Genomic DNA, 25749 nt, shown 5'->3' with positions numbered 1-25749 from the left:
ATACGGACAGGGACATATGTCTTAACGTGAAACAGGTTGTTAGTCTGCATAGCCCTGAAATTAATTTATTAATAAGATTTTTTTATAACAAGACGATATTGTCAGTGAATAAGTATGAAAAGTCAAGTAGGGCGATTTATGCTTTTGATATACTCAATGCTTGTGCATAGGCTGAAACGCTTCATGCAATAATTCACGAGTCAATAATTACCCGCTATCTTCACCGGTCCGGCGGCTCATAACCAGCGGCCGGACGAATGGCTATGGAGATTGGGATTGATAGTTTTGCGGCTTATGCGCCGGGTAGCCCCACGGGGGGCGATGCCCGGCAGGCCATGGCGCAGTTGCTCGAGCGCATCGAACGGGCCGATCAGGTGGGGTTGTCGCTGTTTGGCATTGGCGAACACCACCGGCCCGAATACCTCGACTCGGCCCCGGCGCTGATTCTGGCGGCTGCTGCGGCCCGTACCCAGCGCATCCGGCTCACGAGTGCCGTTACGGTGCTCAGCGCGGCCGACCCGGTGCGGGTGTTTCAGAATATGGCCACCCTCGATCTGATCTCGGGCGGGCGGGCCGAGATGGTGGTGGGGCGGGGCTCGTTTATCGAGTCGTTTCCGCTTTTTGGCTACGACCTCAACGACTACGACGAGCTGTTCACCGAAAAACTCGATTTGCTGCTGCAGATTCGCGACCACGAGCACGTAACCTGGTCGGGCAACTACCGGCCGGCGCTCACGGGGCAGGGCGTGTATCCGCGTCCGCTGCAGGCCCGGCTGCCCATCTGGCTGGGCGTGGGGGGCACCCCCCAGTCGTTTGTGCGGGCGGGGGCGCTGGGGCTGCCGCTGATGGTAGCCGTGATCGGGGGCGAAACGCACCGCTTTCGACCCCTTGTCGACCTATATCGCGAGGCTGGCCGGCGGGCGGGCTACGCACCCGAACAGCTTAAGGTGGGGCTGCACTCGCTGGGTTATATTGCACCCACCACGCAGCAGGCAGTCGACGACTATTTTCCGGGCTATGCCGAAACGTTTACCCGCATCGGGAAGGAGCGGGGCTGGCCCCCCGTGTCGCGCGCTCAGTTCGACGCGCAGGTGGGCGACCGGGGTGCGTTGCTGGTAGGCAGTCCGGAGGAGGTCGCGCGCAAGATCAGGCGGCACAGCGATGCGCTGGGCGGCATCGACCGGCTCACCTTCCAGATGGACAATGCCGATCTGCCCCACGAAAAGCTGCTGCAGGCCATCGACCTGATCGGCGCACACATAGTACCGGCACTGGCACAGCCGGCCTGACTTACGGGTCGATATAGCATAACGGGGCCGCTGGGGCTGGTTTTTAGCGAATCAGCAGCAGTGGCCCCTGCTTTTGGGCTGCGGTGGTGCCCCGCCGGCGCGTGAGCCGGTAGTCGACGCGCCAGGCGTATTCGCCGGGCGGGCAGGGCAGGCCCCGGTACTGGCCATTCCAGCGAAACGGCTCCTGGCCCGTTTCGTAGATCACCTCACCCCAGCGATTCAGAATCTGCAGCGACAGCAGGGTCATGTCGCCACAGCCAACGGGCCGGAACGTATCGTTCAGCCCGTCTTCGTTGGGCGAAAAGCTGTTAGGCGCTTCGAGGGCGCACTCGCAGGCTTCGTAGTCGATGCGGACGGAGTCGACGAGGGTGGCGCAGTCGTTCTGTACCGTGGCCAGAAAGACGCCCGCATGCGATACCGTGCGAACGGGGTCGGGGTGGTCGTCGAGCCAGCGGAAGCGCCCGTCGGCCAGCTGCGGCCGGATGGTGAAGGTCTGGGTGCCGCATAAACTCTGGTCGGGGCCGAGGTCGAGCCGGGGGGGCGGCACGTAGCGCACCCGGATGGAGTCGGTCACGACGCAGTTGGCCTGGGTGGCCCGCACCCGGTACAGGCCGGGCCGGTCGACCCGGTAGGTGGGGCCGGTTGCCTGATCCTGCCAGGTGTAGGCAGCCGCTGCCACAGCCGGTACGGTTAGCGGCAGGGTCTGTCCATCGCAGAGGGTGGTGTCGCGGCCCAGGTCGAAGTCGAGGGCATAGTCGATCCGGATGGAGTCGGTCAGTACCTTACAGTCGGTCACTACCGTCACGCTGTAGCGGCCGGGGCTGGTTACCTGTAGCGTCGGTTTGATGCTGCCGTCGGTCCAGCGGTAATCGACGGCGCCGGGCGTGGTGGCGTCGAGCGTAAAGCGGTCGCTGCGGCTGCAGAGGGTGGTGTCGCGGCCCAGGTCGAGCGTGATGCGCCGAACCGACACGTCATCGACAAACACGTAATAAGATCCCAGCAGAACGGGCAGCTGGTTGAAGCTGCCGATGGTCAGGTACTGTTCGCCCCCACGGGCGTAAACGATGCCGCCGATGCGCGCCCAGTTCAGCCGGCCCACGCTGGCTTTGGGGGTTCGGTCGAGAAGCTGCGGCCGCGCGTTCAGCATGTCGGTGGTGGTCGGACGCGTTACGGGAGCGGTCGACAGGTAAGCGCCCAGCGTCTCGGTGAGGTATTTGTTGGGCGTGTCGGTGGCTACGTAGAACTCGACATAGTAGCAGGCGTCGGCTACCAGTGGCTGGGTGAGCCGCACGCCCAGGTACTCGGCCCAGTTCTGGTCGAAAAGCAGGCGGGCCAGTCCCTGTCCGCTGTGGGGGGGCAGCAGCATCTGCCCGAAGTCGAGGCAGCGGTGGTAGAAGTCGGGCGTGGCGCGGTTGGGATTGTACCAGGGCTCGGCCTCGAACAGCAGATTGTCTTTCTGGGGGCAGTTGCGGAAGGTTTCGAAACTGCCGTTGGGCACCAGATTCTGGGCCGTGGCCATCTGGGCCAGGCCCCACAGCCACCACACCAGCAGGGCCGCCGGCCAGGCGGGATGCCAACACGATCGTGGGGTGGTTATCAGGGACATACGGCAGGGGTAGCAGCCAGCAAGATACACCTAAATCGGCGGATCGGCGCTACGCCCGGGTGGGTTGGCCGCTGCCCGCAAAACAGGAGTGCCGGTACGCTGCGTAGTTGCCTACACAGTGTACCGGCACTGACTTTAACCGCCGGATCGCCGGGCCGCCGGACCGTATGCTTACTTGGCGGGTTTCTTGAACACGCTGTCGTCGACGGGCGGGTTGATCTTGATTTTGTCGGTGCTGAAGTTCATGGTACCCATGGCGCCGGCCGTCATGTCCATGTCGCTGGCAAACTGGATACCGTCGACGGCTTCGTAGTCGCTGAACACGATTTCGCCGGTCTGCCCGTTCATGGGCATGCTCGATTTGGTGAGCAGATACGTGCTGGCGTCGATGTACTGATCAACGGCCTGACCGTCTTTGGTGGTCACTTTGAGGTGAAAGTTGTCGTGCTTGTCGATGGTTTCGTGACCGACCAGTACCACCGTGTTTCCTTTCTCCTTGTAGTTGACCAGGGGACCGAAGGGGTCGAGCTGGCCTTTCATCTGCTTCACCATATCGGCTGGCATTTCTTCGGGTTCGCCCGTGCCGCCCATCATGGCCGGCCGGATCATCCAGCCTTTATCGCCGTCGAGCACCTGTACCATCGAGTTGCCCATCACCGTCGATTCGGACCGGACCGCCTGCCCCACTTTCATCGTGGTCTTGCTCGGAATGTCCATACCGCGTACCGACATGGTGCGGTCGATGATCAGGGTTTTGACCTGGCTGATCTTGTCTTTACCGCCCAGGGCGGCAATGTGTTTGTCGACGATTTCATCGACGGTCTGGGCCATTGCCTGACCGGCAAACGTCAGGGCAATCAGGGCGAGCAGTAGTTTAGGCGTACGCATGGGGAATTGGGTTTGAGGTTTGTGGTTTGTATTTTTCAGTTTGTGGTTTTCAGTTTTCAGTTTGTGGTTTACAGTATACGGGTCGGTCCGATATGAGGGCAGGTTTACGGTTTACAGTTTGCAGGGTGTATCCGAGAGGGGGTAGGGGTGGGTTCACAGTTTACGGTTTTTTAGTTTTCGGGAGGAAAGCCGCCGTCGAAGCAAGCACTGAAAACCGTAAACTGTAAACCGAATACCCCAAACAACAAACCCCAAACTCTACTGCCGCGGGCTGCCACCGGCGGGGGCGCTGCCGCCCGACTGGCTGCCGTCGCTTTTCACGTCGTCGTTGTTGACCGAGCGGGCTTTCTTGCGGGGGGCGTCCATGGTCATCTTGCCGATTTTGTACGTGAAGGTCAGGCGGATACCGCGGTTATACAGATACACATCATTGACCTGGTTGAACTGGGCCGAATTCAGCACGGTGTGGATGCGGAAGTTGCTCGACAGGAAGTTCTCGGCGGCCAGGCCGATGCTGCCTTTCTTGTTGGCGATATCTTTCTTGACCCCCAGCGTGTAGAAGCCAAAACCACCCTGACGCCCCTGCAGCCGCACCTGCGACCCCTGCATGAAGCCGAAGCCCTGCGCGCCCCAGCCCTTGCGGAACTGGGCCGTGATGAACGTACCCCCGCTCAGGTTGAAGCCCGAGTTGCTCAGCTGCTGCGACAGCCCATCGGTACCCAGCGCCTGACCGGTCAGGCTGGTGTAGAAGCTGTTCATGAAGATGCCCACGTTGATCTTCGAGCTGATGGCCACGTTCGAAAACAGGTTGACCCCGAAGTCTTGCTGGCGCCCCACGTTCTGGTACGTCGACACGATGGCGCCGGCCAGGCTGTCCGACGGACGGCTTACCTGCGTAATGGCGTTGTTGGTGACCCGGCCGAAGAACGTGGCATTGATAAACGTTTTCTGGATGGTTTTGCTCAGACCCAGTTCAACGTTGTTGGTCAGCTCGGGCTTCAGTTCGGGGTTACCCACCGAGATGTTCTGCGGGTTGGCCGCGTTGAAGTTGGGGTTCAGCTGCTGCAGGCCCGGCCGCTGAATCCGGCGGTTGAAGCCCAGCTTCACGGTGGTCCCCTTGATGGTTTTCGACGCGTTCACGCTCGGCACCAGCACGCCATAGTTGCCGATTCCCAGCAGGCCACCCTCGCGGGTGCTGGCATCGATGGCGGTGTGTTCGTAGCGCAACCCCCCTTTGAAGCTGTACCGGCTCTTGGTGGTGTAGGTGTAGGAGGTGTAGGCGGCTCCGATGTTCTGGTGGTAGGTCAGCGCCCCGTTGTTCCCGTTGTTCTGCACCACGTAGTCGCCCGTGGCGCCGGCCGTCAGGTAGCGGTAGTCGCTGTCGACCTGCCGCAGAATGGCCTTCGCCCCGAATTCGATCTGCTGCTTCTTACCAATGGGCGTCTGGTAGTCGGTCTGGACCGTAAATTCCTGGTTCACGTTTTTGTTGAGGTTCCGCTGCCGGCCTACCAGGGCATCGGAACTGCCCAGAATGTCGGCGTCGAAGTTGTTGCTCAGGTCGTTGCGGCTGTACAGGGTCGACACACTCCACTCCTGGCCCGGCTTGAAGGTGTGCAGGTAATCGACGTTGGCGTCGACCGTACCCGACAGGTTTTTGGCGTCGACGTTGCGGCTCATGCTCGAGGTCTGGCTCCCGTTGGTAAACAGGCGCGTCACCAGATCCTGCTGCGAAGCCATGTTGCGCAGGCCGTAGCGAATGCCGGCGGTGAGGGTCTGGTTTTTGGCCAGGTCGTAGTCGAAACCCAGGTTGTACTGGCCGAAGAGGCCCGCGCTGCGGCCATCGCCGGTTTGCTGCGAGCGCGTCGATACGCCGTTGACCACGCTGGTCTGCTCGAGGCTGGTGCGGGTGATGGTGTTGTACATCGCCCGACCGAAGCCACCCAGCGTGAAGCCGGTTTTGCCCTGCCGGTAGTTGCCGTTGAGCGCCAGCTGGGCACCGCGGTTACCCACGCCGGTATCGAGGTTCAGGTTCAGGCCCTGCAGGCTGTTCTTTTTGGTGATGATGTTGATAATCCCGCCCGACCCTTCGGCGTCGTATTTGGCCGAGGGCGATGTGATGACCTCGACGGTTTTGATCTGATCGGCCGGGATCTGCTTCAGCGCGTCGGCCACACTGCTGGCTACAATGGTGCTGGGTTTGTTGTTGATCAGCACCCGGATGTTGCTGCTGCCCCGCAGGCTGACGTTACCGTCCAGATCGACGGTCAGCATCGGCACTTTGCGCAGGATGTCGGTGGCGTCGCCCCCTTTGGCCGTGATGTCTTTATCGGCGTTGTAAACCAGCCGGTCCACTTTTTCTTCCACGATGGCGGCCTGACCAACCACGTTGACTTCGTTGAGCAGTTTCACGCTGGGGGCCAGTTGAATGGTACCCAGATCGAGCGTCTGGCCGTTGGCGAGGCTCACACTGGCAACGGTCTTGTTGGTGTAGCCCACAAACGAGATCAGCAGGCGATAGGTGCCGGCGGCCAGTTTAGGCAGCGTAAAGCGGCCTTTCTCGTCGGCCACGGTGCCATCAATAGCCTTGCCCGCTGCCTGATCATAGAGCGCAACAGCAGCAAATTCAACAGGTTTAGCCTGGGTTGAGTCGACCACCATACCCGTCAGTCGGGCGGTACCGCGGGGGCTTTGATCGCCAGCCGTACCGGGGATGGCTTTGGTGGCGGGGGCACTGCCACCCATCGGAAACTGAGCCTGTGCCGATGACGACAGGCCCAGTCCGAAGCTGGCGGTGAGTAGTGAAGTGGCGAGGAGTAAGGTTGTTTTCATACAGTAGCGCAGGGTCGGATGCGACCGGCGATACAAAGGTGTCGGATGGAGCGACGGGGTAAAATCAAAACAAGACGAGCATCGTGTTTAGGCGGATAAACGATGGTTTTAGGCTGACGAACTGCGCAGCCCCGGCCGGCCTAACCGGCACTGGCCGGGGCCAAGCTACAAAAAAGGCCCTCCGCTGGGAGGGCCCTGGTATTAGACAGTGGGAGGTAAATCAACGCGTTACCGACGCCCGGTAATCGCGTTCGAGTAGCTGGTTGAGACCGCGTTCGACATCGGATACCGACACGGTCATGTCGTCTTCGAGGAGTTGCAGGCCGTCGGGACGGGGTTTTCCGGCCGCATGGGCCGAGTAGTGCAGGCCCATCAGTTCGGCCAGGTAAGCGAAAAAGTCGGGCGTGTAGTTGGGCGAAAACAGTTCGAACAGGTGGGTGCCCGGCTCGCACCAGATCAGGTTGGAGAACGATGCGCCGTGGGGCCCCATCACAAACGACGCCCGGTTATAGATCGTCAGCTGTTCGGCCAGGGTGCGGGGCTTGTCTTCGATCACCCGGAACTTGTAGCGATCGAGCATGGTCACGAGCGCGTCTTCGTTCAGGACGCGCCGGCGGCCGGCCCGGCTGATGTAGATACGCTCGCGGGGCTCTGTGCTGGGCTCGACAAGCGGCATGAGCCGGTCGCGCAGGGCCCGCACATCGGCTTCGTTGGTGTAGAACCAGTGTCCGCTATTAGCCAGCAGGGTGGTCCTGGCATGCACTTCGTGATGGCGGCTGTCGAGAATCCGGTCGGGCTGAAAACCGAGGTAGCTCAGCAGCTCGCGTTCGTAGCTGGTGTTGAACAGCGGGTAGGCTACGGTAGCCTGGTCGAACGTATGGGCCGGTACGGCGCGCTCGATGCGGCAGAGTTTGGCCGCTACCAGGTACATGAAATCGTAGTAGCCCCCAAAGGCGATGCCGTCCTGATAGTGCCCGAACGGGGCTACCAGCACATCGGTATCGACGCGCTGGCGGGTGGTGCGGGTCAGGCTGTCTTTCAGCAGGTATTCGTTCCAGAAATCGGTGCAGAGTACCTGCCCGCCGGTCTGCACATTGCCGCAGCGGAGCAGCGTGGTGGGGCGGTTGCCGGGCTTGTAGGCCCATACCGCGCCGGTAGGGGCCACAGCCTCGCGGGCCGGAAAAAGCACCGTGGCCGGATCGGCCGGGTCGGCAATGGCGGGCAGCGACAGCCGGCTTTCGGGCTGGATGAGCTGCTCGTAGGGCTGCAGGAACACGACGGTCTGGGTACGGTCGAGAAACCGGATACCAAACAGCCGTGCCAGGCTGAGCGAAAGGCGCTTGGCCATTTCTTTCAGCAGGCTGATGAAACGATTCATGTAGTCTGTTTTATGGGTAGGGTCTGGTTGGTCAGGTAACAAGCTGTTACACAGTTCGTCATCTGACAAACCAACAGCCCAAAGAACAACTATAAGTACATGAATGCCAATCAAAACAGCGTAAAAAAAGGCAGTCGTTATCTACTAATTCTGACGACTAAAAAGGGTGTTGGTCAGTAAATTAGCTACGTATAGGGGGTATTTCTTGGTTTTGTTACATAAAAAAAAGGTTTGGCCAATTATGGTGCCATTCGTCTGTCGACCGAAGCGGTCAATGCTGTACGGAAGCCAGGTCAGCATACGGGTCTGACCGATGCCGGATGGGACGTACCTATGTTACCGTCAGGCCTAAAGGGGTAAAAACAGGGTAAGCAGGGCTGTTGTTGGGTTGCCTGCCGAATTTTATGCGGTCGCAGGTCGATAATGCCGCATAAAATGGCGTATTTAGCCACTTGCTCATCAACTGGATAACCCCTCACTAACCAATCTATGTTCCGTACTAGTTTACTTACGTTTATTACAGTATGGCTGCTCTACGGGCCGCCTGCAACGGCCCAGACCGTACCAACGCCGAAAGAACACTTCGGCTTTGCTATTGGCGACGACTATCAGCTGGCCACTTACACGCAGACCGAAGCGTACTTTAAAAAACTGGCGGCTTCGCCCCGCACCAAACTCACGGTAATCGGCAAGACAGAAGAAGGTCGCGATCAGTTTATGATGATCGTAACCTCGCCCGAGAACCACAAAAAGCTGGCCCGCTACCAGGAGATTTCAACCCGTATGGCCCGGGCCGAAGGGCTGACCGAGCAACAGGCCCGGGCCATGGCCGAAGAAGGCAAGGCGGTGGTCTGGATCGACGGGGGCCTCCACGCCACCGAAACCGTCGGAACCCACCAGCTCATCGAAACGGCGTATCAGCTGGTAAGCCGCACCGACCCCGAAACCATGCGCATTCTGGACAACGTGGTCATTCTGCTGACCCACGCCAACCCCGACGGGCAGGAACTGGTGTCGAACTGGTATATGCGCAACCCGACCCCCGAAAAGCGGTCGCTCGACAATGTACCCCGGCTGTACCAGAAATACGTCGGCCACGACAACAACCGCGATTTTTTCATCATGAACATGAAGGAGTCGCAGAACATCGGCCGGCAGCTGTTCGTCGACTGGATTCCGCAGATCATGTATAACCACCACCAGCGCGGACCGGCGGGTTCGGTGCTGGCCGGGCCGCCCTACCGCGATCCGTTCAACTACGTGTTCGATCCGCTCATGATTACCGGTATCGACGCGGTGGGGGCGGCCATGTATAACCGGCTCAACGCCGAGAACAAACCCGGCTTCACCCGGCTCAGCGGCTCGGTATTCTCGACCTGGTACAACGGTGGGCTGCGCACCACTACGCACTTCCACAACATGATCGGGCTGCTGACCGAGATTATCGGCGGTCCCACGCCCGAAGATATTCCGCTGGTGCCGTCGCGGCTGATTCCGAACAATGCCACGCCCAACCCCGTAACGCCCCAGAAATGGCGGTTCCGGCAGTCGATCGATTACTCGGTATCGCTCAACTACGCCGTGCTCGATTATGCCGCCCGCCAGCGCGATCAGTTGCTGTACAACATCTACCGGATGGGCAAAAACTCGATCGAACGCGGCAGCGCCGACTACTGGACGCTGTCGCCCAAACGGGCCGATGCCATCAACCAGCTTTACCAGGCCGACCTGAAGAAGCCCGCCAGCACCACCGCGCCGGGCAGCAGCACGGCTCTCACCGATCAGGCACCCGCCCGGCGGGGCGAAGGCCTGCCCACCAAATACTTTACGGCGGTACTGGGCGATACGGCCCAGCGTGACCCCCGCGGTTACATCATTCCGGCCAGCCAGACCGACTGGCCCACGGCGGTTAAGTTTGTCAATGCGCTGATCAAAACGGGTATTCAGATTCAGCAGGCTACGGCCGACTTCAGCGTGGCGGGCAAGCGCTACCCGGCTGGCTCCTACGTGGTAAAACTCGATCAGGCGTTCCGGCCCCACGTACTCGATATGTTCGAGCCGCAGGATCACCCCAACGATTTTCCGTATCCGGGTGGTCCGCCCATCCGTCCCTATGATGCCGCCGGCTGGACCCTGGCCTACCAGATGGGCGTTCAGTTCGATCGCGTGCTGGCGGGTTTCGATGGTCCCTTCAAAAAACTGCCCTACGGCGAACTGCAGTCGCCGGCCGGCAAGGTTGCCGGCTCGGGCGCGGGCTATGTGCTCAGCGGACAGGTCAACAACTCGTTTCTGGCGGTCAACGACCTCCTGAAGGCGGGGGCAGAGGTGTACCGTGTGCCGGGTTCGGGTTCATTCTTCGTGCCGGCATCGGCCAGTGCCAAACGGGTGCTCGATGCGTCGGCGCCGACACTGGGGCTCAACGTGACCGCAGCGGCCAAACGGCCGGCTTCGCTGGTCAAGATGGCACCCATGCGCATTGCCCTCTGGGATACCTACGGCGGGTCGATGGCGTCGGGCTGGGTGCGGTGGCTGATGGAGCAGTACCACTTTCCGGCGCAGGTGATTTACGCCCAGGACATCGACGCGGGTAACCTGCGGAAGAAATACGACGCCATTGTGTTTGTGACCCGCGCCATCCCGGCGGTGGGCAATAGCCGGGGCGAGAACGAGTACGGCGGCTACGCGCCCCGCGAACCCAAAGCCGAAGAGCTGCCCGCCGAATTCCGGCCGTGGCTCGGCCGCATCACCGCCGAGAAATCCATTCCCGAGCTGAAGAAGTTTCTGGAAGCGGGTGGTCAGGTGATTACGATGGGTACGAGTACCAATCTGGCCTACCATCTGGGCCTGCCCGTGCGCAACGCTCTGACCGAGATGACGGCTGCCGGTGAGAAACCGCTGAGTCCTGAGAAATACTTTATTCCCGGCAGTATCCTGCGCGTTTCGCTCGATTCGACGCAGCAGGCTACCTGGGGGATGTCCTCGCTGACCGATGTGTACTTCGATTCGAGCCCGGTTTTCTCGCTGGCGCCCGAAGCCATTGCCAAAGGTACCGTGAAGCCGTTGCTGTGGTTCCCCAATGATAAGCCGCTCCGCAGTGGCTGGGCGTGGGGGCAGGCCTACCTGCGCAATGGCGTAGCCGCCTTCATGGCGCCCGTGGGGGCCGGCAAGCTCTATGCCTTCGGCCCCGAAATCACGTTCCGGGCGCAGGCACAGGGCACGTTCCGGCTGCTGTTCAACCAGCTCTATGGCCTGGCCGACTAACGCAATACCTAACTCGTAAACGCCGGCGGGCCAGGGAAAATCCCTGGCCCGCCGGCGTTTACGTCTACCTGTTCGGACTTCGGCCGGGGGCTAGGGGCGCCCGGCTAGGGGCGGATCTCGAATGAGTAAGTGCCCGACTGCAGGGCAAAACGCTGTCCCTGCGCCGACGCGTCGAGCGGACGAATGTAGGCGGTAGACGCCGATACGGGCTTACCGCTCTCATAGACCCGCTGCCCCGGCCCAACGGGCAGCGTCAGCGTAGCCGTCGAGTTGGGAGGCACAGTGGCCGCGTAAGTCAGGGTGTTGCCCTGCCGGCTCCAGGCCGACCGGATCAGGCCGTAGGGCCCCGTATGGGTAGCTTCGAACCCATTCAGGCCCGTTACGATGGTAGGTTCGAGCCGTATGTTTTTGAAGCCCGGCTGAGCCGCGTCGGGCCGGATACCGCCCAATGCCTTGTAGAGCCAGGCCCCAATTTCGCCAAACATAATGTGATTCATGGAGATGTCGCTCTTGGCGTCGAGGGGCCAGTTTTCGTAAAGGGTAGTAGCGCCGTTGACAATCCACCAGCCCCACGAGGGGAACGTTTCCTGCGCGGCCAGGGTGTAGGCCATTTGCCCCTGCCCGTTTTCGCTGAGGGCATTCAGTATGGCTTTGGTGCCCAGCAACCCCACGTCGAGGTGGTTGTTGTCGGCCGCCACGCGTTTGGCCAGGTTGGCCGCCACGGTGGTCTTCAGGCCGTCGGGTACCAGGCCCCAGTAGAGCGGCACGCTGAGTTCGGTTTGCAGGCCCGTGCCATACAGACCTGTTTTTGGGTTCAGGTACTTCGCGTTGAACGCCGATTTGATTTTGTCGGCCAGGCGGGTGTAGCGGGCCTGATCGGCGGTTTTGCCCAGCAGGCCGGCGGCCCGGGCCAGTATCTGCGCGTCGGCGTAATAGTAGGCCGTGGAGGTCAGTTCAACGGGCGCTTTCGATTTCACCGGCACCCAGTCGCCCAGCCCCCAGCTGGTCAGGCCCGTGGGATACTGCGCATCGATGTGGTCGACGTAGCGTTTGATGTTGTCATAGCAGTCGGCCAGCAGTTTGGGATCGCCGTAGAACTGGTAGATCGTCCAGGGAATCAGGGCGATGGTGCTGGTCCAGTCGGGCCCGTTGCCCCATTCGTAGCCCCAGCCCCCGGTCGGGATAATGGACGGCAGCACGCCGTTGGGCTGCTGCTCGTCGCGGTGATCGGCCAGCCACTTTTCGTAGACCGTAATGCCATCGTAGCTGTAGAGCCCCGTTTCGATGGCAATCTGGGCGTCGCCGGTCCAGCCGTTTTTCTCCCGTTGCGGGCAGTCGGTGGGGTAGCCAAAGAGGTTGGAGAGATAGGCGTTGTTGGTAGCCCACGCGATCTTGTCGATCGTCGGGTTCGATGACTGAATACGCCCCACCGGAGGCACGTCGCTGTGCATAAACTGGCCGGTCAGGCTGGCCGTAGTTAGTGTCAGGGGCCGGCTGCTCGTTACCTCCACATACTGAAATCCCTTGTAGTTGAAACGCGGCATAAACGTTTCGGTGCCGCGCCCGCTCAGCGTCCACAGGTCGGTCTGGAAGGGGTCGCTCTGGTCGGTGGGTCGGTAGTGCACATCGATGTTCGACTGATCGGCGCGTCCGTCGGGATAGAGCCGCTCGGCGTGTTTAAGCTGCAGCACGGTACCCGCCGGCCCGGCTACCTGCAACTGACTGACGCCCGCGATGTTGCGGCCCAGGTCGAACACAACGGTGCTGTCGTTGAGCCGGGTCATGGTTTTGGCCGGAATGGTTTCGACGTTGCGGATGGGGTGCACCGCCTGCGCGACCACGGTTTCGGAAGGGGCCGACCGATACAGTACGTCTTTCCAGGCTTTGTCGTCGAACCCGGGCGTATTCCAGCCCGGCTGCTCCTGTCGGGCGTCGTAATGCTCGGCGGTGTAGATGCTGTTGAAGGTTACGGGGCTGAGGGCTGTTTTCCAGCCTTTGCCCGAGGTGATGGTTTCGGTGGTGCCGTCGGTGTAGGTGATGCGCAGGTCGAGGCAGAAGGCCGGCCGGTTGCGCCAGGGGGCCCGGTGAAAATCCCAAACGGCCGTCGACTGGTGGTTGTACCAGCCGTTGCCGAGCAATACCCCGATAGCGTTGGCTCCGCTGCGGAGCTGTGCCGTTACGTCGTGCGTTACGTAGAGTGTCCGCCGGTCAAAACGGGTGTACATGGGGTCGAGCCGCTGGGTGCCGATCGTCTGCCCGTTGATCGATAGTTCGTAGAGGCCGGCTACGGCGATGTAGGCGCGGGCGCTGCGGATGGGTTTGCGGGCCACAAAGGCTTTGCGGAAATACGGCGCGGGACGAAGGTTTATGTCGGGCGAGTCGCTGATCCAGGCGCCCTGCCAGTGGCGCTGTTGCAGCATCCCCGTTTCAAACCAGGCGAGGGCGCTGCCCGGCACGCGGGTACCGGTCTGGTCCCAAGTGTCGACGCGCCAGTAATACCGCGTGAAGGGTTGCAGGGGCTGACCGGCGTAGGTAACCAGCTGCCCGTCGGAAGTGCGTTTGCCCGTCGACCACAACTTGCCTTTACCCTGCCGCACTGCGGTCGAATCGGTATCGACCCAGAGCTGGTAGGCTGTCTGGCGGGCACCCCGGGGCGCTGTGGTGCCCGGGGCGGGGGCCAGCTGCCACGACAGCCGTGGCCGTGCGGTGCCCGACGCACTGGCGTCGATGCCGAGGGGATTGGTCAGGTACTCGCAGCGGAGATTGGTGGGGCGCAGCACCGGCTGGGCCCGTGTAGCCGGCAGATACAGGAGGAGGGCGAGCGCCAGCAAGGCGGTCTGCCTGTTACCCGATAAATGCCGTCGCGCCGGGCGGATTGGAAGTAAATAAACCATATAGCTGCCAAAAGGCCCAGATTGGCCAATAATACCAAGGTCGGGGTTTTTTCTCGGTTCTATACACCCGAAAAGGCGCGGCCAGACCGGTAGGGGTCGGCCGACACCACCTACACTACTCCTTTCATGGCTTTGGCGTTAGTGTCGTCGTGTGCGAGCGAACTGCCCTACGCTACCGCGTTTGTACCTGACAGCCTTGCCAACTAGTTTGTAGATGGGCAATGGCGGTCGGGATATGCATAGAAAATCTCATTTTCTATGCATATCCCGACCGACGTGTATAGAAAAGTAGTATTTTGTATGTGTATTGTACGTATGAAATACTACCAATGGCTTTCCTGTTACTACCGCTACCACCGTCAGTTGATCTTGAAACAAAGGCTGTACTTCGTAAAGCGGCAACCGCTCATCGCTATTTGGCCGAACTGAAAGGTGTTGCGGCCACAATACCTAACGAGTCTATCCTCATCAGCACCTTGTCTTTGCAGGAAGCAAAAGACTCCTCGGCGGTAGAAAACATCATTACGACGCACGATGCGCTATTCCGGGCAGAATTGTTCGCCGACGCTGTCACGAACCCCGATACGAAAGAAGTACAGCGGTATGCTAATGCCCTCAGAAAAGGGTTTACGTTGGTACGACAGCAAAAACTATTGACTGTCCGGCATATACTGGCTATTCAGGAAGAACTTGAGCAGAATAAAGCAGGTTTCCGGCGCCTGCCAGGTACTAATTTACGCAATGGCCAAACGGGTGAAATTGTCTACATCCCACCGCAGGATGTGGCAACTATCCAGAACCTGATGGGCAACCTGGAACAGTTCATCAATGATGATACGATGCTTAACCTTGATCCGCTGGTAAAAATGGCAATTATTCACTATCAGTTTGAAAGCATTCACCCGTTCTACGATGGTAACGGGCGCACCGGTCGTATCATCAACATTCTTTATCTGGTTCAGAAAGAGTTGCTCAATCTCCCGATTCTCTACCTGAGTCGCTACATTATTCAATATAAAGCGTCGTATTATACGTTTATTCAGCGGGTGCGGGATGAGCAGGACTGGGAAAGCTGGATCCTATACATGCTGGACAGCGTTGAGCAAACGGCCCGGCAGACAATTTCAATGGTTGAAGCGATCCGCGATCTGATGCAGCAATACAAACGCGACATCCGTAGTAAGCTGCCGAAACTATACAGTCAGGACTTGTTGAATAATCTGTTCAGACATCCGTATACTAAAATCGAGTTTGTTGTGAATGATCTGAATGTCAGTCGATTGACGGCAACCCGCTACCTCGACTCTCTGCACGAACATGGGTTCATTGGCAAGCAGAAAGTAGGCCGTAGTAATTACTATGTGAACGAACCGCTACTCCGACTTTTTATGGATGTCAATGGAGGACAGTATGAATCGGCTCCAACCGTGCAGACGGTGTCAGAACAGTGATTTACCGTATAGCAAAAACAGCCGCCGGGGTACGTACCCCGGCGGCTGTTTTTGCTATACAATTCGTTTTAGAAGTACCTCAGCCCCTGTTTGAGCCCGGTATTTTTTTTCAGGTCCATCACCATCGAACCAACCCACAGGTCGACTTCGACTTTGACCGGTACCTTGTTGATGTCGTCGGAAACATAGATCCGGATCGACTCTTCTTCCTTAAACAGCTTGTTGGCCGGCAGTACCGGGTTGAGCCGGATCACATTGATGTTGCCCTGTTTGGTCTTGAGAGTTTGGCGGCCCCGGTACCGCACCTTCATGTTGTAAACGGTATCGTCGTAGAAAGCAGGCACTTCGAGAACCTGCCCGTTGGCCAGGTGGCTGAAGTCGATGGTCCGCAGAAAGTAATACCCGCTGATGAGGTCATGCACGTTGTCGGGCACTTTGAACACGTCTTTCTCGGTGCGTTCTTCGGCCTTCACCGTGTTCGACGCGTGGTTAAACGTGATGTTTTCTTCCTTGCGGTAGCTATTCTCCTGAATGCTGGAATAAAACTTTTGCGGCAGAATAGCCGAGGTGTCGATGTAGGAGCGCCACGTGTCGCGCACCCGCGTTACGAGGTCGAAAGCACCCACCGTCCGGCCGTCGACGTTGACGCGGTAGCAGGGGCGTTCGTTTACTTTATAGAGGGTTGGGCTCACGTCGACGACGGCTTCTGCCGCGTTGATGAAGCCATAGTGTACCCGATATTCCAGGTGTTCGCCCGGTCCAAAACTGTTGTTTACGACGCGCCGATACGTGTTAAGGGCCGTAAAGCCCGAACCCAGTACGGTCAGCACGCCAAGTCCAATTAATACCTTCTTCATACCAACATAGTCGCCCAGGTGGGACTTCGTTTGTTACAACGATGGATAGGTTTCCTTCAGATAACACAAATAGCGGGTAAAGTTGCCGCCAAACTGAGTCTCGAACTCCCGGCGGAACCGATTCTGCTGGTTTCTATACGTCAGAAAACCAATAAAATACGCATTATTCGGTCCCTTTAGTTTGCTCGAGCGTGGTTTATTTAGTAAACGCGCCGATGGCCGACTGCGTTCATCGGTCAGCGTATCGGCCGTTGCCACAATCCGGTCAATGGTTTGCCACTTCAGTGAATCTTTGACTGAAATCGGGGTGTCGGGTTTAAACGACCGATACAATGTATCGAGCGTACGGGTGCCCCGCAGCACGTGCTCATCGTACCGATTGTAAAAATCCTTGCTTGCCAGATAATCCCGGTAAGCCGTCGATTGTTTGCCATAACGGGCGGCCAGAAAACGCAGGGCGCCGTATTCGCCCACAAAATCGGCCAGGTTCTCGTTATACGCCAGGTTGTCTTTCACAAACAGTGTGCCGTGGGTCAGCTCGTGAAAAATCAGTTCGGCCAGACTGCCCACGGGCCGGTCGAGCATACTCGATAGAATAGGGTCGTTGAGGAAGCCCAGCGTCGACCAGGCCGATACTTCGCCGATACGCGTATCGAGCCCTTCGCGTTTCAGGTCCGCCACCAGCGTGTCGGCCCGGTCTTTCTCGAAAAAACCCTTGTAGGAGAACGTACCCAGAATGGGAAAATCCCAGGTGCGGGCTACCAGGGCGTAGGGCTGGGCCGCCGTAACGACCCACAGAATGGGTTTGCCGTGCTGATCGTAGAACGACGTGTAGCTGCCCGAGGGGTCGAGGCCCAGCGAATCGACCGAAAACCGCTTCATCTCCTCGATGAGCCGGATTTTCTGTTTGAGCGAGTCGGGCACGCTGCGACTGGCCATCAGGTCGGCCACGGGCTGCGTGTTCCAGATGATCCGAAGCTGGCCCCGCGCCTGCATCCAGCCGTAGCTGATCAGCTCCCGCTGCCAGATGGCCGCCAGCACCAACCCGATCAGCAACCCCACGCCAATTTTCTTACGCATACATCACCGTTGTTTCATCAGCAAACATACGGTCAATTTCAGGAAACAGACGTCTGGCCGACGCGTCCGTTGCGCTGCCGCAGGGGATTCGCTAGCGGGATTTGGCCCCCGCGTAGCTGATTTTATACAGCGTGCCGTTCAGGTCGTCGGTGACGTAGAGCGACCCATCGGGCCCCTGGGCCAGGCCGCAGGGACGGTGCTGTACAGGGCCCTTGGGTTTCACCAGATCGGTACCGGCAAAATTGTCGGCAAAGATTTCCCAGGGCCCCGACGGTTTGCCGTTTTTGAAGGGTACAAACGCCACCAGATAGCCTTTGTGAATGGCCTGCGACTGCCCGTGGAAAGCAATAAAGGCGCCATCGCGGTAGCGGGCCGGAAAGGCCGTACCGGTGTAAAACAGCAGGGCGTTGGGACCCAGGTGGGCCGGGAAAGCGGCCAGTGGGTCGATGGTTTTGGCCGTGCCGGTTTGGCGGCCATCGCCCCCGTATTCAGGCGCCAGGATTTTCTTTTTCTGCAGGTGGTCGTAGTACACGTAGGGCCAGCCGGCATCGTCGCCCTGGTGCAGCTCATACAGCGTTTCGGCCGGCAGCTCGGCACTTTGTCTGGGCGTGTAGTACTGCGGGTAGAAATCGTCGAACGCCCCGCGGCCGTGCTGCATCACAAACAGCGACCGGGTGCGGCTGTTCCAGTCGAGGCCCACCACGTTTTTGAGCCCCGTGGCAAAGCGGGTACCGCTGGCAAAGGTCTGGTTGGGTGTGGTGGCGCTGAACCGCCAGATGCCCGCGGCCGAATCGAGCAGGGGGCAGGGCATCATGCCCTTGCCGGTACCCGGTTCCCGGCAGCGGTCGTTGTCGGAGGCAATGTTGACGTAGAGATTGCCCCGGTCGTCGACCGCGATCGACTTCGATTTGTCGCGTTCTTTTTCGCGCAGGCCCGACACCAGCCGTTCGGGTTGGTCGGGGTTCAGCACGGTCTGGTCGGGGGCCAGCCGGTAGCGAAATACGCTGCTGTTCGACGAGGCATACAGATAGTCGTTGTGAATGAGGATGCCCGTGCCGGGATAGTCGCCAAAGCTGCTCCGTTCGTCGGCTACGCCATCGTGGTTGGTATCGCGCAGTCTGACGATGCCTTTGCCGTCTTTCAGAGCACCGAGTTTCACGTACACATCGCCCGTTTTCGATACGGCAACGTGGCGGGCTGTGCCGAGGTCGTCGGCCATGATGGTGGCCCTGAAGCCCGCAGGCAACACCAGGCCGGTGGCGACCGGAGCCGGTCGGCGGGGAACGGGTGGGGTGGTGGCGAAGCTGGGTTGCAGGGCCAGGGGCAGCAGGATGGTCAGCAGACGGGCCGACCTACGATGCGATGAAATCATAAACGGACAACGGCCGGCGGAAAGGCGTAGGCCGGCATCGGGAAAAGCGGGGGCGGGGGGCAATCCTACTGCCAGCCGGCCACGGACCGAAACGTTCAGCGCCGGCCCTCGGCCCGGGCCTTGATGTGGGTCAGCACCCGTTCGTGAATCGCATGGACGATGTAGTCGCTCCAGAGGTGCCAGTAGGCGGCTGGCTTGATGTTGTGATAGTACCAGGTGGTACCCTCGAGCCGGGTGTGGCCGTTAGGAAGCGCCGTTAGTTTGAACTGCCCCTGCCGCGACACGAAATAGTCGTGCAGGTGCGGGGCATCGACCGACCAGAAACTGAGTTCGTTCAGCGGGGCGGGCTGTTCGACCACGTCGAACCGGAGCAGGCGGGGCTCGTCCCAGACCGTGATGGGCTCGACAAAGCTACCCGTGTTGAAGTTACAGTGCCGCACGGCCCCGACACCCGTGCCTTTGATGTGGGCATCGATGGGGTAGGCAATGCCCGCTTTAAATAGAAATTCGGTGGGCTCGGCGAGCCGGGGAAACTGAATGACCTGCTGCCAGACCTGCTCGGGCCGGGCCCCGATGTCGATCGACGACACCACCGACGACAGCGTGGGGGGCGCTTCCTGTTCGATAACTGCGGTGAGCGGCACAAAGCCGACCAGCACCAGAAGCGTAACCGGTGCCTGGCCGGGCGTATGCTGGCAGATGGTATGCCCCAGCAGCGTACCGACCCAGGTGAGCAGTATGCCAAAGGGAGCCGCCATGGCGATGCAGATAAAGCCTTCGATGGCGCAGAGGAGGAGCAGGCCGGTGAAAACCGCCAGGGCCAGAAACCCGACACCGGCCGCGTCGGCCCGGCTGATCCGGCGCCCGTAGCCGTAGAGCAGCGTTGACCCCGCGCCGATCAGCAGGGGGGTACAGACAAACAGCGCCAGGCCGTACTGGCCAATGCCGTAAATGCCCCACAAGGTCAGCAGGCCTGAAACGACCACCGTCAGGCCAACGGCGGTCCAGCGTCGGGCTGGTTCGGTAGCAGGCATCAGCTTATCCAGAGTTGTACTCATGATTCGTACGTTGAGAATCGGTGTGCTGGTAATTGATTGTTCCTGCTTACGAAAAATCGTGCTAAACCGGATTTTGGCGCTAAGGACGGCTAAGGAAGAGGCACTTTTTAAAAAATGTATGCCAAACTCTGGTTTTTTGAGGCTGAACGGCGGGTTGAGCCATGGGGCACCCGCGTATGCAAAATTCGGCCCGAAGGTGAGGAAGAATGGACCACTGGATAATTGAGCAGTATCTGCACCCGCCGTACGACTTTATGACCTGCCGGCAGATCCCGACGACCGGTTGTCGAATCTGCACGATACGGTTATTTTTTAGGCTTTTACGGATGGTGTCGATTGCCCGCTGCCGGATATAAAACATGCCCCATAGCCCTGCTTTTTCCGACCACGATACGGCCGAACAGCGCTGGCAGCGCTTTCGGGAGGGCTGTACCGTGTCGTTTGGGCAGCTGGCCGATGCGCACTACCGATTGCTTTACAATTACGGCCGGCGCTTCTCCGACGATGCCGAATTTGTCCGCGACTGTATTCAGCTGTTGCTGCTCGACCTCTGGAACCGGCGTGAAACCCTGAGCGATCCGCCCGTTGTGAAAGCGTATTTGCTGAAGGCGTTTCGGCACCGGTTGCTCAAAGAAACCGAGCGCCATCGTCGCCGGCAGTCGGCCGAAGAGTGGGCATTCGATCTGTATGCCGTCGATAATCCGGTCGAACAGCAAATTGTCGAAACAGAGTGGCAGCAGGAACAACTGCAGCGGCTCAACGACCGCATCGGGCGCCTGACGCGCCGGGAGCAGGAAATCATTTACCTTCGTTTCTACCAGCAACTCGATTACGAGGCCATTGCCGGTATTATGGAGCTGACCCGGCCCAGCGTAGCCAACCTGCTGAGCAAGTCGCTCCGGCGCCTGAAAGAAAACTGGTTCGACCCGATTCTGCCGCTGCTCATGCTGCTCGGCGGCTGGTCGTAAAGCAGGATCATCGGCTGCGTTTTACCTGCCCAATCCAGGTATTATCTGATTTTTTAAAAAAATCGTCTGGTTTTTGGTGATGTTTGGCCCCCGTGCGGACTAAGGAGGTAAGAAGCCTGCCAGATGCCGCATGGAAAAAGACTACCGCTCCTACTCCGCCAATGATTTTGCGCTCGATGCGTCGTTTCGCGACTGGGTGCTGAACCCCGAAACGACCGAAGCCCCGTTCTGGGCAGCCTGGCTGGCCCGGCACCCCGATCGCGCGGCCGAAGCGGAGCAGGCCCGGCTGCTGCTGCTGACCCTGCACCAGCGCTACCGCGACGACCTCACCGACGATGTCGTCCGCCACGACCTGAGCCGCCTGATGGCGCAGGTGACGCAGCCGGTAGCCCCGGTTCGGCCCCTGTGGGCGGGGCGGGCCGGCTGGTGGCGCGTGGCCGCTGCCGTGCTGCTGCTGCTTGGGGCCGCCTGGTGGCTGGTACCGGCGCGTACGGTGCAACGCCCTGCTGAGGCTGCCGCAGCCGGCCGACCCCGGATGCTGGTGCGTACCAACACCACCAGTCATCCCATGACTATGCTCCTGAACGATGGCAGTGTGGTAACGCTCGAACGCAACAGTACCCTCACCTTTCCCGATCGGTTTGCCGGCACTACCCGCCCGGTATCGCTCGTGGGCGAAGCTTTTTTCGACATCGCCAAAAACCCGGCGCGGCCCTTTCTGGTCTTTACGCGGGAATCGGTGACCCGGGTGGTGGGTACGAGCTTCCGGATTCGGGCCACGGCCGGCGCGCCCACGGTGCAGGTGGCCGTTCGGACGGGCCGCGTGGCGGTTTATACCCGAACGGCGTTTGCCCAAGCCGCCCGGCAACAGGCTGTGGGCACCGGCGAGGTGGTGCTGCGCCCCCGCGAGCAGGCCGTGCTGACGCGTACCAGCGGCCGCCTGGAGAAACAGCCCGTAACCGATGCACGGGCTGCGGCCGAAACCATCCGGCCTGCCGAAGTCAGCTTCGACGATCAGCCGGTGGTGGCGGTATTCCGGCAACTGAGCCATACCTACGGCATCGACCTGCGCTTCGACGAACAGAAGCTGGCCAACTGCCGCATCACGACCGCCTTCATCGACGAAACGCTGCCCGAGCGGCTGAGCGCCATCTGTCAGGCAATCAACGCCACGTACCAGACCACGGGCGATCAGATCAGTATCAGTGCCAAAGGCTGCGAGTAAGCCTGCTACCTACCTATAATCCTCTACTACGTACAACAAACAATGATTATTCTTCGCCATCCGCTGCGGCTGATGCTGCCCGTGGTGCAGCGCACTCTCTGCCAGCTGCTTGTTTCCCTGTTGTTTGTGAATCTGGTGACGGCCCGCCCCACCGAAGCGCAGGAAGTGCTGAACACGCCCGTTACGATTCATGCCAACAGCCTCGAACTGAAAGCCGTAATCAGCGAGCTTCAGAAACAAACCGACGTTCGGTTTACGTACAGCTCAACCATCATTGCCGTCAACCGGAAAGTTACGCTGTCGGTTACCAACCTGCGGTTGGCCGATGCCCTGAACCGACTGCTGCTGCCCTTCGACATCCGGTACCGGGCAGAGGGTAACCGCGTTGTGCTGTTCAAAGATCCGTCGCCTGCGTCGACCGCAGCCGATCTGGCCGGGGGGAGTGCTGCCAGTGTGGCGGCAACGGCCGTGCGGGGTCGCGTGACCGACGATAAGGGGGAGGGTATGCCGGGGGTAAGCGTGGTGGTAAAAGGTACGGGTACCGGCACCGTCACCAACACCAATGGCGAGTACACCATCGGCGTACCCAATGCCGGCGCCACGCTCGTGTTTTCGTTCATCGGCTTCACGGCCCAGCAGATCGTGGTAGGCAACCGTACCGAAATCAACGTAACGCTGCTGCAGGATCAGAAGATACTGGAAGAAGTGGTGGTGGTCGGATACCAGTCGGTAAACCGGCGCGACCTGACCGGGTCGGTATCGTCGGTGGGGGCCCGGCAGCTCAAAGATATTCCGCTGACCGATGCTGCGCAGGCGCTGACGGGCCGGCTGGCGGGCGTGCGCGTGACAACCTCGGAGGGCGCACCGGGGGCCAATGTCCAGATCCGGATTCGGGGGGGCGGCTCCATCACGCAGGATAATTCGCCCATCTACGTCGTCGACGGGATTCAGGTCGAAAACGCGCTGTCGTTTCTGTCGCCCCAGGACATCGAAAGCATCGACGTCCTGAAAGATGCATCGACCACGGCTATCTACGGGGCGCGGGGCGCCAATGGGGTAGTGGTTATCACGACCAAATCGGGTAAGGCTGGTAAAACCACCGTGAGTTATAACGGCTCGGCCGGGGTGCGCCAGATTTTCAAAAAGCTCGACGTCATGAGCCCCTACGATTTTGTGCGGTGGCAGTATGAGCGCAGCCGGGGCGACGCTGCGCTGGAAAAAAGCTATGCCGATCAGTACGGCACCTGGGAAACCATTGACCGCTACAAGACCATTGCGCCCGTCAACTGGCAGGATGAAGTGTTTGGCCGGGCGGCTCAGTATCAGAACCACAACCTGGTGCTCAACGGCGGCAATGCCAACACCAACTTCAACCTGAGTCTGACCGCCAACCGGGAAGATGGGATTCTGCTCGAATCGGGTTTCGATCGCTACCTGGCCACCTTCCGGATGGACCACCGCGCCAGCGATCGCTTCCGGGTGGGTATCAACGCCCGCTTGCTCGATCAGACCATTAAAGGGGCCGGTACGACCAACAGTGGCACGCGGCAAACCAACCGACTGCGCCACTCCGTACAGTACCGCCCGTTTCTGTCCGACGCCACGCCCACGGTCGATACGTTCGACGAAGATCTCTATATCTCATCGGGGCAGCTGGTCAACCCCATCGTGCTGACCCAGGCCGACTACCGCCGGGCCTACACGCGGGCCATCAACCTGAGCGGCTACGCGAGCTATAACCTGCTGCCTAACCTGACCCTGCGCTCGACGGTGGGGATCGACAACAACGACGGCAGAAATAACCAGTTCGCGTCGAAAGTGACCAGCACGGCCCGCCAGTATGCCTCGCTGCCGGTTGCGTCGATCAGTCAGCAGAACACTACCACGTTCAACAACGCCAATACGCTGCAGTACGCCAAAAAATTTGGCCGGCACGATCTCAACGTACTGCTCGGGCAGGAGATCTACGAGAACCGGTCGCGGGGCACAACCATCGAAACACGCTATTTCCCGGCCGACATTGCCGCCGAGCAGGCACTGGCCAACATGAGTCTGGGCTCGCCCCCCACGGGCGCTGCGCAGCCCCGCGCCGTTTCCAGCGAGACGCCCCCCAACCGGCTGTTCTCCCTGTTTGGCCGGGTTAGTTACAACTACGACGACCGCTACCTCGCCACGGTGTCGCTGCGGTCTGACCGCTCCTCGAAGTTCAACTACGACAACGGATCGCTGGTATTTCCGTCGGGAACAGTGGCGTGGCGGTTTGCCCGGGAGTCGTTTATGAAAGACCGGCGGTGGCTCAGCGATGGTAAGCTGCGTTTCGGCTACGGGGTCGCCGGCAACAACCGCATCGGCGATCTGCTCTACCGCCAGCTCTACGGCGTCACGGGCGAATACGCCCTCAACCACACGGTACTGCCCGGCTACGCGCCCATGGCCCTCGCCAACGAGAGCCTGCGCTGGGAGTCGAACGTGTCGCAGAACCTGGGCCTCGACCTGTCGTTTCTGAATAACCGCATCCAGCTCTCGGTCGATGCCTACTACAATAAAGGCAAAGACCTGCTGCTGGCGGTGGCCATTCCGCCCACCTCAGGCTATTCGTCGCAGATCAGAAACCTCGGCTCGACCACCAACAAGGGTTTGGAGTTTCAGCTGAGTGCTTACCTGGTGCAGAAAAAGGACTTTACCTGGAATTCGAGCCTCAACCTGTCGACCAACCGCAATACCGTAACGAGCCTCGGCAACGTGTCGCAGCTGACCCGCAACTCGGGCTGGCAGGGCTCCGACGGCACCGATGATTACCTGGTGAAGGTAGGTGAGCCGGTGGGTCTGATGTACGGCTTCGTAACAGACGGCTTCTATTCTGTCGACGACTTTACCTACAACGCGGCTACGCAGACGTATACCATCAAACAGGGCATTGCCTACAACTCGGTCTACGGGGTGCCGCAGCCGGGCGGGCTGAAGTGGAAAGATATCGATGGCGACGGGCTGGTAACGGCCGATAAAGACCGCACCGTAATCGGCAATGCCAACCCCAAATTTATTGGCGGCTGGAACAACCAGCTGGCTTACAAAAACTTCGACCTGAGCGTGTTTGTGAACTGGGTGGTGGGCAACGATATCTACAACGCCAACAAGCTGGAGATGACCGACGGGTCGTTTCCGAACCTGAACATACTCAATACCATGAAAACGCGCTGGACCAACCTCAACGATCAGGGGCAGGTGGTTACCGACCCCGACGCGCTGAAGGCGCTCAACGCGGGGGCCACCATCTGGTCGCCGGTGCGGGTGCAGCGCTACTGGCTCCACTCGTGGGCGGTCGAAGACGGGTCGTTTCTGCGGGTCAACAACCTGACGCTGGGCTACAGCCTGCCCTCGACCCTGCTGTCGAAGGTGAAGATTGCCCGGCTGCGCATCTACGGCACGGTCAACAACCTGGCCACCTTTACCCGCTATTCGGGCTACGACCCCGAAGTAAACACCCGCGTGGCCGACCCGCTGACGCAGGGTGTCGATTTTGCCGGCTACCCGCGCGCCCGTACCTGGGTAGCCGGTATCAACCTGACATTCTGATCTATACCCTATTCGTT

Annotated in this window: 15 protein-coding genes; 6 read left to right on the top strand and 9 right to left on the bottom strand. The window is 59.9% G+C overall.

The window, feature by feature from the left end:
* Positions 1-263: 263 nt before the first annotated feature.
* Positions 264-1289: an LLM class flavin-dependent oxidoreductase gene (locus tag ACYVAC_RS15985; protein WP_461098750.1), complete on the top strand. Its 1026-nt coding sequence runs from the start codon at positions 264-266 to the stop codon at positions 1287-1289.
* A 43-nt stretch (positions 1290-1332) separates the two neighbouring features.
* On the opposite strand, the gene ACYVAC_RS15980 is transcribed toward ACYVAC_RS15985, so the two are convergent.
* The 4 genes from ACYVAC_RS15980 to ACYVAC_RS15965 all read right to left on the bottom strand — a co-directional run bounded on the left by ACYVAC_RS15980 (position 1333) and on the right by ACYVAC_RS15965 (position 7990).
* Positions 1333-2895, bottom strand: a complete 1563-nt coding sequence (locus tag ACYVAC_RS15980) for a T9SS type B sorting domain-containing protein (protein WP_461098749.1) — start codon at positions 2893-2895, stop codon at positions 1333-1335.
* A 171-nt stretch (positions 2896-3066) separates the two neighbouring features.
* On the bottom strand, positions 3067-3783 hold the full coding sequence (locus ACYVAC_RS15975; protein WP_461098748.1) for a LolA family protein: 717 nt from the start codon (positions 3781-3783) through the stop codon (positions 3067-3069).
* A 258-nt stretch (positions 3784-4041) separates the two neighbouring features.
* Positions 4042-6612: a TonB-dependent receptor gene (locus ACYVAC_RS15970; protein ID WP_461098747.1), complete on the bottom strand. Its 2571-nt coding sequence runs from the start codon at positions 6610-6612 to the stop codon at positions 4042-4044.
* A gap of 220 nt (positions 6613-6832) precedes the next feature.
* Positions 6833-7990 (bottom strand): glycosyltransferase family 61 protein, encoded by a 1158-nt coding sequence (locus tag ACYVAC_RS15965; RefSeq protein WP_461098746.1) that lies wholly within the window; start codon positions 7988-7990, stop codon positions 6833-6835.
* 489 nt (positions 7991-8479) lie between these two features.
* On the opposite strand from ACYVAC_RS15965, the gene ACYVAC_RS15960 reads away from it, so the two are divergent.
* Complete coding sequence (locus tag ACYVAC_RS15960) at positions 8480-11251, top strand: M14 family metallopeptidase (RefSeq protein WP_461098745.1); 2772 nt, start codon at positions 8480-8482, stop codon at positions 11249-11251.
* Between the two features lie 104 nt (positions 11252-11355).
* Here ACYVAC_RS15960 and ACYVAC_RS15955 read toward each other — a convergent pair whose 3' ends face one another.
* On the bottom strand, positions 11356-14082 hold the full coding sequence (locus ACYVAC_RS15955; RefSeq protein WP_461098744.1) for an alpha-L-rhamnosidase: 2727 nt from the start codon (positions 14080-14082) through the stop codon (positions 11356-11358).
* 392 nt (positions 14083-14474) lie between these two features.
* Between ACYVAC_RS15955 and ACYVAC_RS15950 the strand changes: the two genes are divergently transcribed.
* Positions 14475-15596 (top strand): Fic family protein, encoded by a 1122-nt coding sequence (locus ACYVAC_RS15950; protein WP_461098743.1) that lies wholly within the window; start codon positions 14475-14477, stop codon positions 15594-15596.
* A gap of 68 nt (positions 15597-15664) precedes the next feature.
* Here the strand turns inward: ACYVAC_RS15950 and ACYVAC_RS15945 are convergent, their stop codons facing one another.
* From ACYVAC_RS15945 to ACYVAC_RS15930, 4 genes are all read right to left on the bottom strand, one after another.
* Entirely contained in the window at positions 15665-16453 is a 789-nt protein-coding gene (locus ACYVAC_RS15945) for a DUF3108 domain-containing protein (protein ID WP_461098742.1), read from the bottom strand.
* 33 nt (positions 16454-16486) lie between these two features.
* Positions 16487-17533, bottom strand: coding sequence for an aminopeptidase (locus ACYVAC_RS15940; protein WP_461098741.1), 1047 nt, complete (start codon positions 17531-17533; stop codon positions 16487-16489).
* A 91-nt stretch (positions 17534-17624) separates the two neighbouring features.
* The gene (locus ACYVAC_RS15935; RefSeq protein ID WP_461098740.1) at positions 17625-18905 is read right to left on the bottom strand and encodes a PQQ-dependent sugar dehydrogenase; all 1281 of its coding nucleotides are present in this window, start codon (positions 18903-18905) and stop codon (positions 17625-17627) included.
* Between the two features lie 95 nt (positions 18906-19000).
* The gene (locus ACYVAC_RS15930) at positions 19001-19963 is read right to left on the bottom strand and encodes an SRPBCC family protein (protein ID WP_461098739.1); all 963 of its coding nucleotides are present in this window, start codon (positions 19961-19963) and stop codon (positions 19001-19003) included.
* Between the two features lie 359 nt (positions 19964-20322).
* On the opposite strand from ACYVAC_RS15930, the gene ACYVAC_RS15925 reads away from it, so the two are divergent.
* The 3 genes from ACYVAC_RS15925 (at position 20323) to ACYVAC_RS15915 (ending at position 25732) form a co-directional block, all read left to right on the top strand.
* Positions 20323-20931 (top strand): RNA polymerase sigma factor, encoded by a 609-nt coding sequence (locus ACYVAC_RS15925; protein WP_461098738.1) that lies wholly within the window; start codon positions 20323-20325, stop codon positions 20929-20931.
* Between the two features lie 130 nt (positions 20932-21061).
* Positions 21062-22156: a FecR family protein gene (locus ACYVAC_RS15920; RefSeq protein WP_461098737.1), complete on the top strand. Its 1095-nt coding sequence runs from the start codon at positions 21062-21064 to the stop codon at positions 22154-22156.
* A 42-nt stretch (positions 22157-22198) separates the two neighbouring features.
* On the top strand, positions 22199-25732 hold the full coding sequence (locus tag ACYVAC_RS15915) for a TonB-dependent receptor (RefSeq protein ID WP_461098736.1): 3534 nt from the start codon (positions 22199-22201) through the stop codon (positions 25730-25732).
* Positions 25733-25749: the final 17 nt, after the last annotated feature.

The organism is Spirosoma luteolum, from assembly GCF_054778875.1.
The sequence above is the reverse complement of the archived record's forward strand: the minus strand, read 5'-3'. Positions and strand labels throughout refer to the sequence as shown.